General features: G+C 69.4%; 11 protein-coding genes. 4 read left to right on the top strand and 7 right to left on the bottom strand.

Annotation, left to right across the window (positions count from 1 at the left end):
* Positions 1-33: 33 nt before the first annotated feature.
* The gene (locus DMC61_RS15610) at positions 34-3,738 is read right to left on the bottom strand and encodes a multifunctional oxoglutarate decarboxylase/oxoglutarate dehydrogenase thiamine pyrophosphate-binding subunit/dihydrolipoyllysine-residue succinyltransferase subunit (RefSeq protein WP_125689864.1); all 3,705 of its coding nucleotides are present in this window, start codon (positions 3,736-3,738) and stop codon (positions 34-36) included.
* A gap of 372 nt (positions 3,739-4,110) precedes the next feature.
* On the opposite strand from DMC61_RS15610, the gene DMC61_RS15605 reads away from it, so the two are divergent.
* Positions 4,111-4,377 (top strand): hypothetical protein, encoded by a 267-nt coding sequence (locus DMC61_RS15605; protein ID WP_125689863.1) that lies wholly within the window; start codon positions 4,111-4,113, stop codon positions 4,375-4,377.
* Here DMC61_RS15605 and DMC61_RS15600 read toward each other — a convergent pair.
* Positions 4,374-4,943 carry a DUF4291 domain-containing protein gene (locus DMC61_RS15600; protein ID WP_125689862.1) on the bottom strand — a complete coding sequence of 190 codons (570 nt, stop codon included), beginning with the start codon at positions 4,941-4,943 and terminating at the stop codon, positions 4,374-4,376. The genes DMC61_RS15605 and DMC61_RS15600 overlap by 4 nt on opposite strands.
* Before the next feature lie 74 nt (positions 4,944-5,017).
* Here DMC61_RS15600 and DMC61_RS15595 point away from each other — a divergent pair, with 74 nt between their 5' ends.
* Positions 5,018-5,329: a hypothetical protein gene (locus DMC61_RS15595; protein WP_125689861.1), complete on the top strand. Its 312-nt coding sequence runs from the start codon at positions 5,018-5,020 to the stop codon at positions 5,327-5,329.
* A gap of 100 nt (positions 5,330-5,429) precedes the next feature.
* On the opposite strand, the gene DMC61_RS15590 is transcribed toward DMC61_RS15595, so the two are convergent.
* From DMC61_RS15590 to ald, 4 genes are all read right to left on the bottom strand, one after another.
* On the bottom strand, positions 5,430-9,095 hold the full coding sequence (locus DMC61_RS15590; RefSeq protein WP_199749999.1) for an ABC transporter ATP-binding protein: 3,666 nt from the start codon (positions 9,093-9,095) through the stop codon (positions 5,430-5,432).
* A gap of 188 nt (positions 9,096-9,283) precedes the next feature.
* Positions 9,284-10,168: an ABC transporter permease subunit gene (locus DMC61_RS15585; protein ID WP_016337044.1), complete on the bottom strand. Its 885-nt coding sequence runs from the start codon at positions 10,166-10,168 to the stop codon at positions 9,284-9,286.
* On the bottom strand, positions 10,168-11,328 hold the full coding sequence (locus DMC61_RS15580) for an ABC transporter ATP-binding protein (RefSeq protein ID WP_125689859.1): 1,161 nt from the start codon (positions 11,326-11,328) through the stop codon (positions 10,168-10,170). Before DMC61_RS15580 ends, DMC61_RS15585 begins: the two co-directional genes overlap by 1 nt.
* A gap of 563 nt (positions 11,329-11,891) precedes the next feature.
* Positions 11,892-13,007 (bottom strand): alanine dehydrogenase, encoded by a 1,116-nt coding sequence (gene ald / locus DMC61_RS15575; RefSeq protein WP_016337037.1) that lies wholly within the window; start codon positions 13,005-13,007, stop codon positions 11,892-11,894.
* Between the two features lie 166 nt (positions 13,008-13,173).
* On the opposite strand from ald, the gene DMC61_RS15570 reads away from it, so the two are divergent.
* Both DMC61_RS15570 and DMC61_RS15560 read left to right on the top strand, forming a co-directional pair.
* Entirely contained in the window at positions 13,174-14,115 is a 942-nt protein-coding gene (locus DMC61_RS15570) for a zinc-binding dehydrogenase (protein ID WP_125689858.1), read from the top strand.
* 210 nt (positions 14,116-14,325) lie between these two features.
* Complete coding sequence (locus DMC61_RS15560; RefSeq protein ID WP_016337034.1) at positions 14,326-14,553, top strand: hypothetical protein; 228 nt, start codon at positions 14,326-14,328, stop codon at positions 14,551-14,553.
* Positions 14,554-14,674: 121 nt separating this feature from the next.
* Here the strand turns inward: DMC61_RS15560 and DMC61_RS15555 are convergent, their stop codons facing one another.
* Positions 14,675-16,228 (bottom strand): CdaR family transcriptional regulator, encoded by a 1,554-nt coding sequence (locus DMC61_RS15555; protein ID WP_125689857.1) that lies wholly within the window; start codon positions 16,226-16,228, stop codon positions 14,675-14,677.
* Positions 16,229-16,264: the final 36 nt, after the last annotated feature.

The raw sequence follows: 16,264 nt of genomic DNA, 5'->3' as shown, positions 1-16,264 counted from the left end.
AGTGAAGGGGGCCTTCACGTACTACTCAGGCGATCAGTCGAACGCCCGCGCGATCAGCGCCTTCTGCTCGACCTCGTGCACCTTGGACGAACCGGCCGACGGGGCGGCCATCGGACGACGCGACACGACGTCCAGGCTGGAGAACACCTCCGGGAGCTTCCGCGGCAGGTTCAGGCCGAAGAACGGCCACGCACCCTGGTTCTCCGGCTCCTCCTGGACCCAGACCGCGGGAGCGCCGTTGTAGCGCTCCAGCGCCGCCAGCAGCTTCTTCTTGGGCAGCGGGTAGTACTGCTCGACACGCACGATCGCGACGTCGTTCGCCTCGCGCTTCGTGCGCTCGGCCACCAGCTCCCAGTACAGCTTGCCCGAGGTCAGCAGGACCTTGCGGACCTTCGACGGGTCGACGACGGCGTCGTCGATGACCGACATGAACTTCGTCTGGCCGGTGAAGTCCTCGACCTGCGAAGTCGCGGCCTTGTTGCGCAGCATCGACTTGGGGGTGAAGACCACCAGCGGCCGGTTGACCCCGTCGAGGGCGTGGCGGCGGAGCAGGTGGAAGTAGTTCGCCGGGGTCGACGGGACCGCGACAGTCATCGAGCCTTCGGCGCACAGCGAGAGGAAACGCTCGATGCGGCCGGAGGTGTGGTCCGGGCCCTGGCCTTCGTGGCCGTGCGGCAGCAGCAGCACGACGTCGGAGAGCTGGCCCCACTTGGCCTCGCCGGAGGAGATGTACTCGTCGATGACGGTCTGCGCGCCGTTGACGAAGTCACCGAACTGCGCTTCCCACATGACCAGCGCTTCGGAGTTGGCCACGGAGTAGCCGTACTCGAAGCCGACCGCCGCGTACTCGGACAGCGCCGAGTCGTAGATCATTACGCGGCCCTGGTTCTCGGCGAGGCTGGCCAGCGGGGAGTACTCCTGGCCGGTCTTGCGGTCGATCAGCACCGAGTGGCGCTGGGTGAAGGTGCCGCGGCGGGAGTCCTGGCCGGACAGCCGCACGAGACGGCCTTCCATGGCCAGCGAACCGAAGGCGAGCAGCTCACCGAACGCCCAGTCGATGCCGCCTTCGCGGGACATCTTGTGGCGGCGCTCCATGACCGGCTTGACCCGCGGGTGCGGGGTGAAGCCCTCGGGCACGTTGAGGAACGCGTCGCCGATGTGCTCGATGACCTCGGTGGTGGTCGCCGTGGGCACCTTGGCCGGGACCTGCTGCTCCTCCTCGACCGAGGGGCTGGCCTTGGCCGGGTGCTTCTCCAGCTCGCGGACCTCGTTGAACACGTGCTCCAGCTGGCTGGAGAAGTCGCGCAACGCGGCTTCGGCCTCTTCGACGGAGATGTCGCCGCGGCCGATCAGCGATTCGGTGTAGGTCTTCCGGACCGAACGCTTCGTGTCGATGATGTCGTACATCGCCGGCTGCGTCATCGAGGGGTCGTCGCCCTCGTTGTGGCCGCGGCGGCGGTAGCAGATCAGGTCGATCACGACGTCCTTGTGGAACGCCTGGCGGTAGTCGACGGCCAGCTTGGCCACCCAGTGCGCGGCCTCGGGGTCGTCACCGTTCACGTGGAAGATCGGCGAGCCGATCATCTTCGCGACGTCGGTGGCGTACTGGCTCGACCGCGAGTGCTCGGGCGCGGTGGTGAAGCCGACCTGGTTGTTGACGATGACGTGCACGGTGCCGCCGGTGCGGTAGCCGCGCAGCAGCGCCAGGTTCAGGGTCTCGGCCACGACACCCTGGCCCGCGAAGGCCGCGTCGCCGTGCATCAGGACGGGGAGGACGGTGAAGCCCTCGCCACCCTTGTCGAGGATGTCCTGCTTCGCGCGGACGATGCCTTCGAGGACCGGGTCGACGGTCTCCAGGTGCGACGGGTTCGCGGTCAGCGACACCTTGGTCTCGCCGTCGCCGAACATGCGGAAGTACTTGCCCTCGGCGCCGAGGTGGTACTTCACGTCACCGGAACCGTGCGCCTGGCCCGGGTCGAGGTTGCCCTCGAACTCCTGGAAGATCTGCGCGATCGGCTTGCCGACGATGTTCGCGAGCACGTTCAGGCGGCCGCGGTGCGGCATGCCGATGACGACCTCGTCGAGCTCGTGCTCGGCGGCCTTGTCGAGGATGGTGTCGAGCAGCGGGATCGCCGTCTCGCCGCCTTCGAGCGAGAACCGCTTCTGGCCGACGTACTTGGTCTGCAGGAAGGTCTCGAACGCCTCGGCGGCGTTGAGCTTCGAGAGCACGTACTTCTGGACCGCGGGGTCCGGCTTCTCGTGCGGGATCTCGACGCGGTCCTGGATCCAGCGGCGCTCCTCGGGGTCGAGGATGTGCGTGTACTCGATGCCGACGGTGCGGCAGTAGGAGTTGCGCAGCACGCCGAGGATGTCGCGCAGCTTCATCCGCTCCTGGCCGGCGAAGCCGCCGACCGGGAACTCGCGGTCCAGGTCCCACAGGGTCAGGCCGTGGGAGAGGACGTCGAGGTCGGCGTGGCTGCGCTGCCGGTAGTTCAGCGGGTCGGTGTCGGCCATCAGGTGACCGCGCATGCGGAAGGCGTCGATCAGCTCGATGACGCGCGCGGTCTTGTCGACCGGGCCGTCCGGGATGTCGGCGACCCAGCGGATCGGCTCGTACGGCAGGCGCAGGCTGGTGAAGACGTCGTCGTAGAAGCCGTCCTCGCCGAGCAGCAGCTCGTGGATGCGCTTGAGGAACTCGCCCGACTCCGCGCCCTGGATGATGCGGTGGTCGTAGGTCGAGGTCAGCGTCATGATCTTCGAGACGCCGAGGTCGACCAGCGCCTTCTCGCTGGTGCCCTCGAAGTGCGCCGGGTACTGCATGGCGCCGACGCCGATGATCGCGCCCTGGCCCGCCTGCAGACGCGGCACCGAGTGGTTGGTGCCGATACCGCCGGGGTTGGTCAGCGAGATCGTGGTGCCGGAGAAGTCGTCGGCGGTCAGCTTGCCGTTGCGGGCCTTCTTGACGATCTCCTCGTAGGCCTGCCAGAACTGCATGAAGGTCATGTTCTCGGTGGCCTTGATGGAGGCCACGACGAGCGTGCGGGCGCCTTCCTTGCCCTTCATGTCGATCGCGAGACCGAAGTTCACGTGCTCCGGCGTGATCGCGAACGGCTTCCCGTCGATCAGCTGGTAGTGCCGGTTCATGTTCGGGAAGTTCTTCAGCGCCCGGACCATCGCGTAACCGATGAGGTGCGTGAAGGAGATCTTGCCGCCGCGCGTGCGCTTGAGGTGGTTGTTGATGACGATGCGGTTGTCGGCCATCAGCTTCGCCGGGACGGCGCGCACACTCGTGGCCGTCGGCACGGACAGCGAGGCGTCCATGTTCTTCGCGATCGCCGCCGCGGCCCCGCGGAGCTGCTTCGACTCCGCCTCGGCGTCCTTCTCGGCCGGCTTGGCGGGAGCCTTCTCCGCTGCCTTGGGGGCGGCCGCCTTCGGGGCGGGCTTCGCCTCGGTCTTCGGGGCGGCCTTCGCCGGGGCGGCCTGCTTCACGGTGGGCTCGGGCTTCGGGGCCGGCTTCGTGGCCTGGCCGTTGGAGGCCGCGCTGTCCTTGGCGGGAGCCGCGGGGGCCGGACGTGCCTCGTCAGCCTTGGCCTGCGCGTCCTGCGTTGGCTTGAAGTCCGCGAAGAAGTCGTGCCAGGCGGCATCGACTGAGCTGGGGTCGGCAAGGAACTGGTCGTACATTTCCTCGACGACCCACTCGTTGGGGCCGAATTGTGACGCAGGGCTGCTGCTGGACACGGCTTGGACTCGCCTCTATCCGTCTCGAGATCTTGAACACCGCTGATGCGCCTACCAGGCTAACCCCCTCGGTCGCAGCCGTGTGATGGAACTGGCCTGTGTGAGGCGTGGCGCACTAGGTGATGGGTCACTGTCTCGATCAAGAGACCGAAAATAGGCCACTCGCCGCCCCCGTCGGCCGCCACTCGGGGGAGCAAGGGACCTTTGCTACCACTTTCACTGTCCGTGCAGGTCAGGTCACTGTCCCGTCGGAAAAGGTTGGCTGGGTCGTCGTGCCCGGACAGCCTGGAGTTCACGTCGGCGCGGTTCGCTGGGTGAAGGATGCGGCCGGTGTCGTGCCGGCCGCCGGTCCCCGCGAGGTGGTGGCGGCCCATGTGGCTGGACGAGTGCCCGTCGTTCTGGGACGAGGGGCGCGTGCGCCCGCTGGTCACCGAGTCCGGCAAGGTCGTGCTGATGTGCGACTCGTGCTCGGCGGTCTGGCCGACGCTCGCCGACTTCGAGGAGATGGAGCACGTCGAGCCCGACGAGCCGGACTGGACGGTGGCGTCCGGGGTGCACGTCCGGCCGGGAACCGTCCGCTGGGCTTCGGCCCAGGACCTCGAGGTCGCCGGGATGGGCGGCCTCAAGTGGCGCGCCTAAGCGGGGTACGGACGCTCCGCGGGTAGCAGCGCTTCGGCGTCTTCGATGCGGTTCGCCGCGACGAGGGCACCGACTTCGCGCATGACCGGGGTGACGTCGGTGACCGCCGTGATCCATTTGTCGACATAGTGATCGACGGCCTCGCCGCTCAGCCCCATCTGGAGCGAACGGTGCTTCAGCGGGCCGAGCCGGATGCTGCGTTCCGGATCCCACTGGATGCGGACCGGGCTGGTCTTGACCTCGTGCTGCCACGTCTTCCGGTCGGGATGGACGCCGGGGTCGTAGTGGCTGAGCGCCGCGTGGTCGAGCGCCCAGGCGAAACCCTCGCGAGTGATGTCGAGGGCGAGTACGCGCTCCTGGCCGGGCTTCGCGGCCCAACCGCAGCGGTACGCCATCCAGAGGAAGGACGGCTTGATCCAGGTCATCCGTTCGCGTTTGAACGGCGGCACGAAGGTGCCCGCCTTCAGCGCGGCGTCGGCGATGGCCGGGGCGTACGCCTGATAGACGCGGATCGTGGTTTCGGTGTACAGGGCGCGGATCTGCCGCGCCGGGATCTCTTCTTTCATTTCCCGTTCAGGGTGACAGGTGCCGTGGGCGTGCGCGACCGAAATTCCCTTGCCCGCCGGTTCATGCTGGCTTCATGGCATTGCTGCGCAAGGGATCGCGACGAATCGTCGTCGATGACACCGCTTACCGGTGGATCGTCCGGCGGAAGCCCACCTACGCACAGGACGGCGGGTATTTCCTTTCGTACGGGGTGGAATTGGAGGACGCGCGGGGTGCGGTGCTGGTGGTCCGGACGGATCACGCGCACCCGTTGAACTACATGGGGGTGCCGTCGAAGGCCGTGCTGCCTTCGGATGTCGAACAGGCGATCCGGCTGGCGCTGGCGCGCGGGTGGGAGCCGGAGGCTCCGGGGACGCAGTTCCAGCTCGATCTCGCGGCTGGGTGAGGGCGCGACCGACGTGTCGTGAGTGGCGTTTCGACGTGATTGGAGGCGCGACTCGCGTGATTGGAGGCGCGACTCGCGTGATTGGAGGCGCGACACGGGGTCAGCCCAGGGACCAAAGGTGGGCGTAGTGGCCGCCCGCCGCGACGAGTTCCGCGTGCGTGCCCTGCTCGATGATCCGCCCGTGGTCCAGCACCACGATCCGGTCCGCCTTGGCGGCGGTGGCGAGGCGGTGCGCGACCACGAAGGTCGTGCGGCGGCGCGCGAGCTGTTCGGTCGCGCGCAGGACGGCGGCTTCGGTGGACGGGTCGAGGGCGGCGGTCGCCTCGTCGAGCAGGAGGACGTCCGGGTCCACGAGTTCGGCGCGGGCGAGGGCGACGAGTTGCCGTTGCCCGGCCGAAAGCGACCGTCCGCGTTCACCGACGGGCTGGTGGAAACCGGCCGGGAGGGCGGCGACACCGTCGAGCGCGCCGACGGACCGGACCGCTTCCTCGACCTCGGCGTCCGTCGCGGAAGGCCTGCCGTAGCGCACATTGTCCGCGACGGTTCCCGAGAACAGATGCGCTTCCTGCGGTACCACGCCCATTCGCGTGCGCAGGGCGGCCAGGTCGTACTCGCGGATGTCCGTCCCGTCGATCCGGACCACGCCGCCTGTCGCGTCGTAGAAGCGCGCGACGAGCTTCACCGCGGTCGACTTGCCGGCGCCCGTCGCGCCGACCAGTGCGACGGTCTCGCCGGGCGCCACCTCCAGTGAGAGCTGCGAAAGGGCGGGCTCGTCCGTTGCGGTGTAAGCGAAATCCACGTCCTTGAAGGAGACCTCGCCGCGCAGGCGTTCCGGCATGGCGACCGGGTGTTCCGCCTGCGGAACGGAAGTCGGCGTGCGCAGCAGATCGCCGATCCGCGTCAGGCCGACCCGTGCCTGCTGGTAGCCGTCGAACACCGAGGACAGCTGCTGGATCGGCGAGAAGAACTGGCCGAGGTACAACAGGAACGCCACCAGCACACCGGCCGACAGCGTGCCGGCCGCCACCCGGTTCGCGCCGACGATCAGCACGACTACCTCGGCCAGCCCGGAAAGCATTGCCGCGAAAGGGAAGTACGTCGCGACGTAGCGTTGGGCGCGCAGCCGCGAACGCCGGTACTCGTCGCTGCGGGAAGCGAACTTCTCCGCCGTCCGCTCCTCGCGCGTGTACGCCTGCGCGACCCGCAGCCCGCTCACGTTCTCCTGCATGTCCGCGTTGACGACACTGACCCGTTCCCGGGCTTCGGTGTACGCCTTGGACGACGCGCGCCGGAAGATCACCGTCGCCACGACGAGGATCGGCAGCACCGCGAGCGCGTACGCCGCGAGCCCGATGTCGGTGATCATCAACGCGGCCGCGATCCCGACCAGTGTCAGCGCGCTCACCACCGCCTGCGCGACACCGGTCTGCAGGAACGTCGAGAGCGCGTCGACGTCGGTGGTCATCCGGGTCATGATCTTCCCGGACAGTTCGCGTTCGTAGAAGTCGAGCCCGAGCCGTTGCAGATGGGCGTAACTGCGCACGCGCAGCGAGTACAGCACCGTCTCGCCGACCCTCGCCGTCATCTTCGTCTGGAGGTACACCACCAGCCAGTCGGTGAGGATCACCAGCGCGCCGATCCCGGCGGCCAGCCAGATCACCGCCTCCACGCCGGCGCGCACACCGTTGTCGATGCCGTGCTGATACAGCGCGGGCATCGCGATGGTGGCCAGCGCGTCGGCCGCGACCAGGCCGATCACCACGGCGAGCGGGCCGCGGACCGGTTTCAGCAGGCGGCCGAGGCGGAACTTCGGTTCGGGCGCGGTGACATCCGTGCCCGGCAGGCGCGGGACGTCCGTGGCGGGCGGCAGTTTCCGGACGCCCTCGATGAGTTCCTCGCTCGGCGGCAGGTCGACGTCCCATTCGCCGCCCGAGCCCTTCCGTTCGCCCGACAGCTCGTCGGCCTTGTCCTGCTCCGGCCACAGGGCGGGGGTGATCCCGGCGGGACCGCAGTCGAGCCCCTCGCAGCGATGCGGCTCCTCGACGCCGTCACCCGGGCCCGCGACGAGTTCGCGGAACAACGGGCAGCGCGCGAGCAGCTCATCCTCGGTGCCGACGTCGACGACGCGGCCCTTGTCGAGCACGGCGATACGGTCGGCGAGGGCGAGAGTGGAGCGGCGGTGCGCGATCAGCAGGGTCGTCCGGCTCGCGGTGACCGAGCGCAGCGTGTCGTGGATCGCCGCCTCGGTGACCGTGTCGATGGCGGAGGTCGCGTCGTCGAGGACCAGCACGCGCGGATCGGTCATCAGCGCCCTGGCGAGGCCGAGCCGCTGCCGCTGACCGCCCGACAACGTGAGACCGCGCTCGCCGACGAGCGTGTCGTAGCCGTCGGGGAGGCGCTGGATGAACTCGTCCGCCTCCGCCGCCCGCGCGGCCGCGCGGATCTCTTCGTCGCTCGCGTCCGGCCTGCCGTAGGCGATGTTGTCGCGTACCGACGAGGAGAAGAGGAACGCCTCTTCGAACACGACGCCGATCGCGCCGCGCAGATCGTGCTGCCGGACGTCGCGGACGTCGAGGTCGCCGACCTGGACCGAGCCGCTGTGCACGTCGTAGAACCGGGGCAGCAGTAAGGAGATCGTCGACTTGCCCGAACCGGCCGTGCCGACCAGCGCGAGTGTTTCGCCCGGGCGCGCCTCCAGGGTGAGCCCGTCGAGCACGGGATCCGACCGCGTGTAGCCGAAGGAGACGTCCTCCAGCCGGACACCGAGCGGGCCGTCGGGCAGGGGCCGCGCGTCCGGGCTGTCGACGACGTCGGGCTGCGCGTCGATGAGTTCGTTGACCCGTTCCGCGCCCGCCCTGGTCAGCTGCGCCTGGACGACCAGGCTGGAGATCATCCGCGCCGGGCCGATCAGGATGGACAGATAGGTCGCGAAGGCCAGGAAGGTGCCGAGGCTGACTTCGCCCTTCAGCGCGAGGATGCCGCCGACCGCCAGCACCGCGACCTGGCCCGCGGCGGGGAGCGCCGCCGTCGTGGCCGTCGGCAAGGACGAGAGCCTCGCCGCACGCATGCGCTCGGCGAAGAGCTTTCTCGCCGTCTTCTCCAGCTTCGCGACTTCGCGCGCTTCCTGGCCGAAGCCCTTCACGACGCGTACGCCGGTGACGGTCTCCTCGACCTGCTGCGCGACGTCGGCCGCACGCTGCTGTGCCGCCCACGTCGCCGGGAAGAGCCGCTTCCGGCTGACCGCCATGATGATCGCGATGGCCGGGGCGACCACCATCGCGATCAGGGTCAGCGTCGGCGACATCCACAGCATCGCGCCCAGCGACAGCAGCGCGAAGATCACCGAGCCCGCCGAGAGCGGCACCTGCATCAGGACCGATGTGACCAGCTGAAGATCCGAGATCGCGCGCGAGGCGACCTGGCCGGTGCGCAATGCGTCCTGTTTGCCGCCGTCGAGCCGCGAGACCGCGCCGAACACCTGGCGGCGCAGGTCGTGCTGGACGTCGAGGGCCAGCCGCCCGCCGACGTACCGGCGGGCGAAGGCGTTGCCGAACGTCAGCACCTGCAGCAGCGCCATCACGGCGGCGAGCAGGCCGAGCCGGGAGGTGTCGCCCGCGACGGCGTCGTCCAGCGCCTCGCGGATCAGCAGCGGGCCGGCGGCCTGGAGCCCGACGCCGATGATCGCCGCGCCCAGCGAGAGCACGACGAGCCAAGGATGTTTCCAGCACGAAGCGGCCAGGCGGCGGATCCAGCCTCCGGTGGGCACCGGGGCCGTCTCACGTGCCGGACTGGCTTGACGGGGACGAGGTGGAGCAGTGGTCACCCCGCAAGCCTATGCGTCCGCACCGACAGGACCGGCCGGTTCGCGCAGGGCCGAACGCCATGAAAGGTCCTTTCCTTGCAAAATTTGCAAGGAAAGGACCTTTTATGGCGCTTGGGTGGGGCAGGTGTGACCTACGTGATGTCCTTCTTCTGGTTCACGGCCCAGCCGGCGAGGAAGAAGATCATCGTCCAGCCGAAGAAGATGAGCGCCGACGCCCACCACGAGAACGCGCCGGGCGCACCGGCCGCGTACTGCAGCGCCCACGCCGTCTCGTCCTGCAGGCCGGGCACCTTCACACCGGCGGCGCCGAACGCCTCCGCGCCGATGGCGCCCACGATGCCGTTCACCGTGCCGTTCGGCAGGACGCCGCCCAGCCAGGTGATGTCCGCGGCGCCGAACATGACGAACACCAGTACGTTCTCGACCACCAGCATCCAGATGGTCAGCGTGATGATGCTGCCGACCACGCTGCGCCAGACCGCGCCGACGCCGATACCGAACAGGGTCGCCAGGATCGTCGCGAGGACACCCGCGCCCAGCACGCCGAGCCACTGACCGGCGGTCGGCAGGCGCTGGCTGTCGACCGTGATCACGGTGCCGAGGCTCGCCGCGGCCACGATGATGACGCCGTAGATCGCGCCCCAGACGATGTAGGTGATCATCTTCGCGCTCAACGCCGAAACCCGGTTCGGGGCGGTGAGGAACGTCGTCGTGATCGTCTTCTTCGTGTACTCGCCGGCGAGGGCGAAGACACCGAAGATGATCGGAATCATCGTGCCGATGTTGATGCCGTGCCCGAGGGCGAGCAGGCCGACGGGCAGCTCACCGGTCGAGATGCCGAGCGCCTCGGTCAGCTCACGGGTGTCCGAGCGGCCCAGGAAATCGCTGAAGTCGTTGGTGACCATGCCCCAGAACAGGGCGAACGCGAAAGCGAAGACCACCGCGGGGATCATCAGCGCCCACCACGCCTTGAGCGTGAGCGTCTTGCGGAACTCCGCCTTGATCAGGTTGCCCATCAGCCCTGGCCTCCCCAGCCCTCGTTCTGGCCCTGCTGCTGCGCCTGCTGAGGCGGCGCCTGCTGGTACTGCGGTTGCTGCGGCGGCTGACCCTGCTGCTGGAACTGCTGCGGCGGCGCGAAACCGGGCGGCGGCGTGTTCTGCGGCGCATAGCCGGGCGGCGGCCCCTGATACCCGGGCGGCGGGCCCTGATAACCCGGAGGCGGACCCTGGTAACCCGGCGGCGGGCCCTGCTGGAACCCGGGCGGCGGCGCGGCGTACTGGCCCTGCGTCAGCTGGAAGAACATGCGCTCCAGATCCGCCGTCTCCTCCTGCATGCCGTAGACCGCGATGCTCGCCTTCGCGGAGACGTCACCGATCTGCTGCACCGTCGCGCCGGAGACCGCGACCCGGCCGTCCGGCATCGGCGCGACCTGCGTGATCCCGGCCTCCTGCAACGCGGAGACGAGACCGCTCGCGTCGGCGGACTGCACCAGCACCCGCGACTGGTTGCTCTTGCGCAACTGGTCCAGTGAGCCGTTGTAGCGCGTCATGCCCTGGCTGATGATCACGACCTGGTCGATCGTCTGCTCCACCTCGTTCAGGAGGTGGCTCGAGACCAGCACCGTGCGCCCCTCACGCGCGTACGCGCGCAGGAAGTTCCGAAGCCACAGGATGCCCTCGGGGTCGAGCCCGTTCGTCGGCTCGTCCAGCACCAGCACCTGCGGATTCCCAAGCAACGCCGTCGCCAGCGCCAGCCGCTGCCGCATACCGAGCGAGAACCCGCCCGCCTTGCGGTCCGCCGCCGACGAAAGACCCACCAGCCCCAGGACCTCGTCCACCCGCTGATCCGGCATCCCGATCGCCGCCGAGTACACGCGCAGGTGATTCCGCGCCGTGCGTCCCGGGTGGAACCCCTCGTTCTCCAGCACCGAACCGACGACCCGCGCCGGATTCCCCAGCTGGTCGTGCGGGCGCCCGTTGATGGTCGCCGTGCCGTTCGTGGGCGTCACCAGCCCGAGCAGCATCCTCAGCGTCGTGGTCTTCCCGGCCCCGTTGGGCCCCAGGAAGCCGGTCACCGAACCGGGCTCCACCGTGAAGCTCAGATTCTGGACCGCGTTGACCGCACCGAACTGCTTGCTCAGGTTCTGCACCGCGATGCGGCCACTGCCGTCGTGCATACCGTCCCCTTTTGTTGACGAAGGCCGATCACGCGACATCCTGCCTCACGGGGTGAGTCCGCACCCGAGGAAGGGGTCAATCCACCGAAAGCGACCTTCGTCACGTTCGACCGGGTGGCGGATCCGCCCTCCAGGGCACCCGCCGCTGCGCCGAATGGCCGCTGACTACCGGATATACGACGCAGAGCGCGGAAAATCACCGACCGCGCCAGAGGTCTGTGAAGAAATAATTCGGAAGACATGGCGGCCCCATGCAGCGCGACGGCGACTTATTACCTACGATGTAGGAGGCGGCCCGCTCCCAGTGACCCCCAGGCTGGTCGAGCGGGCCGCCCTCAGCCCCTTTGCCCCACTTCGGTCGACGCTGGCGCGTCTTCCCGAAGGTGGGGCTTCGTCGTATCACCCGGGGGGCCGAGCCCCCCGGACCCCCACGGTGCGGTCGGCGCCGGTTCGCGAGGGGGGCCGACGGCGCAGAGCGCCGTGGCCGGAAAGGCGCAAAAAGGAGCGAGGGACCTTTGCACTGGGGTGGCAAAGGTCCCTCGCGTGGGAGTGTGGCGTGGGGGTCAGGCCAGGACGGCGGCCAGCTCCGTGGCGGGCAGGTCGTGCGCGGCCGCGACCGGGGCGTTGGTCAGCGCGCCCGCGTGCGTGTTGAGGCCCTTCGCCAGCGAAGCGTCGGCCTGCAGCGCCTTCTGCCAGCCGTGGTCCGCCAGCTGCACGGCGTACGGCAGCGTCACGTTGGTCAGGCCGTAGGTCGAGGTGCGGGGCACCGCGCCCGGCATGTTCGCGACGCAGTAGAACACCGACTCGTGGACCTTGTAGGTCGGCTCGTCGTGCGTGGTCGGCCGCGAGTCGGCGAAGCAGCCGCCCTGGTCGATCGCGATGTCCACCAGCACGCTGCCGGGACGCATCCGCGAAACGAGGTCGTTCGAGACCAGCTTCGGGGCCTTCGCGCCGGGCACGAGCACCGCGCCGATGACCATGTCGGCCTCCAGCACGGACTGCTCGACCGACAGCGCGTTCGAGGTCACCGTGCGGATGCGGCCGCCGAAGTCGTTGTCGATCTGGCGGAGGCGGTCGACGTTGGTGTCGAGGATCTCGACGTCCGAGCCGAGGCCGAGCGCGACCCGCGCCGCGTTGAGGCCGGCGACACCGCCGCCGATCACGACCACGCGCGCCGGGTGGACGCCGGGGATGCCACCGGGCAGCACACCGCGGCCACCGCTCGGCTTCATCAGGGAGAAAGCGCCCACCTGCGGCGCCAGCCGTCCGGCGACCTCGGACATCGGCGCGAGCAGCGGCAGCGCGCGGTTCGGGGTCTGCACCGTCTCGTAGGCGATCGCGGTGGTGCCGGCGGCCAGCAGCGCGTCGGTCAGCGGCCGGTCCGCGGCGATGTGCAGGTAGGTGAACAGCACCTGGTCGGCGCGCAGCCGCGGGTACTCCTCGGCGATCGGCTCCTTGACCTTGAGCACGAGTTCGCCCTCGGACCAGGTCTCCTCGGCGGTGGCGAGGATCTTCGCGCCCGCGGCGACGTACTCGTCGTCGGAGATGGACGAGCCGACGCCGGCGCCGGTCTCGACGAAGACGTCGTGGCCGCGCCCGGTCAGTTCGTGCACGCCCGCCGGGGTGAGCGCCACCCGGTATTCATGCTTCTTGATCTCACGGGGGACGGCGATACGCACGGAAAGCCTCCTGGCGACGGTTCTGCGAACAAAGGTGCTGCCACTCACGGTGAGCCACCCGGACGGCGGTGTCATCGTCCGCCGGTGACAGTGTTGAGAACCGATCATGGTTTTCCCGGCACAATCGCTTGACCTCCAGTCAACTGGAGCTTGCACCTTGGGTCACATGAGAGCCGTGTGGTTGAAAGAGTTCGGCGGGCCCGAAGTGCTCGTCGCGGGCGATGCCCCGGATCCGGTGCCCGCAGCGGGCCAGGTCCTGATCGAGGTGGCGTTCGCCAACATCACGTTCGTCGAGACGCAGTTCCGGGCGGGCGGGGGCGGGCCGTTCCGCGCCGAGCCGCCGATGATCCCCGGCAACGGTGTCGGTGGCGTGATCAGCGCGGTCGGTGAAGGGGCCGACCTCGGCCTGGTCGGCAAGCGCGTCGTGACCTCGACCGGCGGTTCCGGGGGCTACGCGGAACGGGTCGCGGTCGACGCCGGCGCCGTCTTCGAAGTGCCGGACGGCCTGGCCCTCGACGCCGCCGTGGCGATCCTGGCGGACGGCCGCACGGCGACCGCGCTCGTGACCGCCGCGCGGATCCGGCCGGGGGAGCGCGTGCTGGTCGAGGCGGCGGCTGGAGGGGTCGGCGGGCTGGCCGTCCAGCTCGCGAAGGCCGCGGGTGCCGAGGTCGTCGGCGCGGCGGGTGGTGCGGCGAAGGTCGAGCACGTCCGGGAGCACGGCGCCGATCTGGCTGTCGACTACCGGGAGCCCGGCTGGGCGGAGAAGGCGGGAGAGGTCGATGTCGTGTTCGACGGTGTCGGCGGCGAAATCGGGACGACGTCGTTCGGCTTGCTGAGGCAGGGCGGGCGGATGCTGATCTACGGCCTGTCGAGTGGTTCGTGGACGGAGGTGTCCGAAGAGGACGCCGCCGCGCGCGGGGTCACGGTGATCCGCGGCCTCGGCGGACCGGAGCAGATGCGGGCGTTCACCGAGTCCGCGCTCGCCGAGGCGGCCGCCGGACGGCTGGAACCCGTGATCGGCCAACGGTTCCCGCTCGAGCGGGCGGCGGACGCGCACGCGGTCATGCAGTCGCGGGGCGCGCTCGGCAAGACGTTGCTCGAAATCTGATGTCCGAGCCGGTCTCCCGGTCCCGGCGAGAGCAAATGGGATGCGCGTTTTCGTTCTTACCTGCACGATGATCCCGAGGTGAAAGGAACGGTCCGCACGGCCGCGTTCGCTGGGGGTGGGCGCGGTCGTGCAACCTGCGGATCGGTAAATGCAGCACGATCGAGTCAAGATGTTGATCTTACTGGCCGGTAAGCTGCCATTCTGTTCCGCATGACAAAACAGGACTGGCGGCGGGAGCGGCGTGTCCGCACCGTCGACACCGAAGGCAATCCGGCCGATGTCATCGTCGGCCTTGTCGAAACCCCCGGGCACGGATACGAAGCCGCGCTTCGGGTCGACGGTGGCCCCGGTGTTCTTTTGCCGCTTTACCCCGGTGCCGATCTGCTCGCCGCGGTACGGCAGACCATTGAGGACGGATATCGCGCCAGCGCGCACTGAACCGTCGAATGTCATGAAAGGGTCTTTCAAGACGTTTTCCGTCCTGAAAGACCCTTTCCTGACGTCCGGGCGCGGAATGTCGCGCTACAAAGTATTCGGCATCGAGCAGTTTGTAGTGGAATCAACTCCACCGCAGGGAAACGAGTTGCGTGATCAGCGCCAGCCGGACGTCGGGATCGTCGAGATCCAGCGGGACGAGGTCGAGCAGCCGTCGCATCCGGTACCGGAGGGTGTTGGGATGGATCCGGAGTTCCTTCGCGGCCGCGCGCGGGTCTCCCGGATGCCGCAGCCACTGGTAGAGCGTGTCGACGTAGCCGCTCTCGTGGGCTTCGTCGTGCGCGCGCAGCAGGCCGAGCGGTCCGAGCTCGGCGACCTTCGAGGTGCTCGCCGCCGTCGCGCCGCGGTGCAGCGAAAGGGCTGTCCACGCCTCGTCGAAGACCACGACACGGCCAGGGACGAGCTTCGCGCGAAGCAGGCCCAGCGCCTCGTCGGCCTGGAGCCGTGAAGTCGCGAGCTCGCCGATTTCGCAGGCCGAGCCGGCGGCCGCCCTCGGCGTCCCGCCCTTCCGCGACGACGGCAGGGCTTCGAGGGCCGCCCGGAGTTCGCCCCAGCCGTCGCCCTCCGGCACGACGGCATAGAGGACGCCGCCGAGTTCGGTGGCCACCGGCCGCCTGCCGACACCCTGCGAGATCCGTTCGAGCAGCGCGAGCCGCAAGCCCTCGTCGTCACGGCCGTCACCGCCGGAGACCTCGATGACGACCACGCGGTGCGGCTCCTCGGACAGGTCGAGTTCCGCGATCGCCTTGCGCGGGCTGGCCTTCCCTTCGAGGAGCGCGCGCAGGAGCTCGGCCGAGACCCGGCGTTGCGAATCGGTGTGCGCGCGGCGGCGCAGCAGGTGGAGTGCGACGACGGGGGCCGCGTCGGCGAACGCGGCCGCGCGTTCGTCGGAGACCGGGCCCGCGACGACCGCCCACATCGACCCCAGCAGTTCGCCGCCCATCCGGATCGGCACGATGAGCCGCGGCAGGGTGCCGTCGCGTTGCGCGGGCACGAAGATCGTCTGCCGCCCGCGGGAAAGCTCGCGGAACACCCCTCGCGACCGGAACCGCGCGAGCACGTCGTCCGGGATGCGGCGGCCCATGATCGTGGACACGCGCGCCGAGTCGGTCAGGTCCTGCCGGGCCGAGTAGGCGAGCACCCGCGAGTTGGTGTCCTCGATGGTCACGGGCGCGTCGACCACCGAGGCGACCGCGTCGGCGAGCCGGAACAGGTCACCGGAACCGGGGCCGCCACCGTCCTCCAGCGCGTCCGACTCGTCGGCCAGCGCGTCGAGGACCGTCCTGAGCAGCCAGACGAGCTGGGCCCACGACGTCGCGGACCGCACCTCGATCAACGCGATGTCCGCCGATTTCGCCGCCCGTTTCACCGAGGGCTTCGCCGCGAGCGGGGGTTTCAGCAGGACGGCGGCGGCGCCTTTGGCCGCGCTGAGCTTGACGAGTTCGGCGGCTTCCGGTGTTTCGGTGATCGCGACGCCGAGGACGAGGTCACCCGCGGCGAGGGTGTGGCCGGGTTCGGCGATGACGACGTCACCGACCGCGGGGGACTCCTCGGGGACCTGGAGGGCGTGCAGCAGCGTCGGCCCCACCCGGTCGACGACAGTGCGCACCGAAACCATGGGGCGATTGTCCAGCAGGCGGGACCGCCGCACACG

Origin of the sequence: Amycolatopsis sp. WAC 04169 (assembly GCF_003947535.1) — a bacterium.
GTDB lineage: Bacteria > Actinomycetota > Actinomycetes > Mycobacteriales > Pseudonocardiaceae > Amycolatopsis > Amycolatopsis keratiniphila.
This window is presented reverse-complemented; position numbering and strand designations above follow the sequence as displayed.

What these genes read in the sequence shown, in the direction of transcription:
- DMC61_RS15560 (WP_016337034.1), top strand. Translation starts at nt 14,326, where the DNA reads ATGACAAAACAGGACTGGCGGCGGGAGCGGCGTGTCCGCACCGTCGAC.
- DMC61_RS15595 (WP_125689861.1), top strand. Translation starts at nt 5,018, where the DNA reads ATGGCATTGCTGCGCAAGGGATCGCGACGAATCGTCGTCGATGACACC.
- DMC61_RS15580 (WP_125689859.1), bottom strand. Translation starts at nt 11,328, where the DNA reads ATGCACGACGGCAGTGGCCGCATCGCGGTGCAGAACCTGAGCAAGCAG.
- DMC61_RS15600 (WP_125689862.1), bottom strand. Translation starts at nt 4,943, where the DNA reads ATGAAAGAAGAGATCCCGGCGCGGCAGATCCGCGCCCTGTACACCGAA.
- DMC61_RS15585 (WP_016337044.1), bottom strand. Translation starts at nt 10,168, where the DNA reads ATGGGCAACCTGATCAAGGCGGAGTTCCGCAAGACGCTCACGCTCAAG.
- DMC61_RS15555 (WP_125689857.1), bottom strand. Translation starts at nt 16,228, where the DNA reads ATGGTTTCGGTGCGCACTGTCGTCGACCGGGTGGGGCCGACGCTGCTG.
- DMC61_RS15605 (WP_125689863.1), top strand. Translation starts at nt 4,111, where the DNA reads ATGTGGCTGGACGAGTGCCCGTCGTTCTGGGACGAGGGGCGCGTGCGC.
- DMC61_RS15570 (WP_125689858.1), top strand. Translation starts at nt 13,174, where the DNA reads ATGAGAGCCGTGTGGTTGAAAGAGTTCGGCGGGCCCGAAGTGCTCGTC.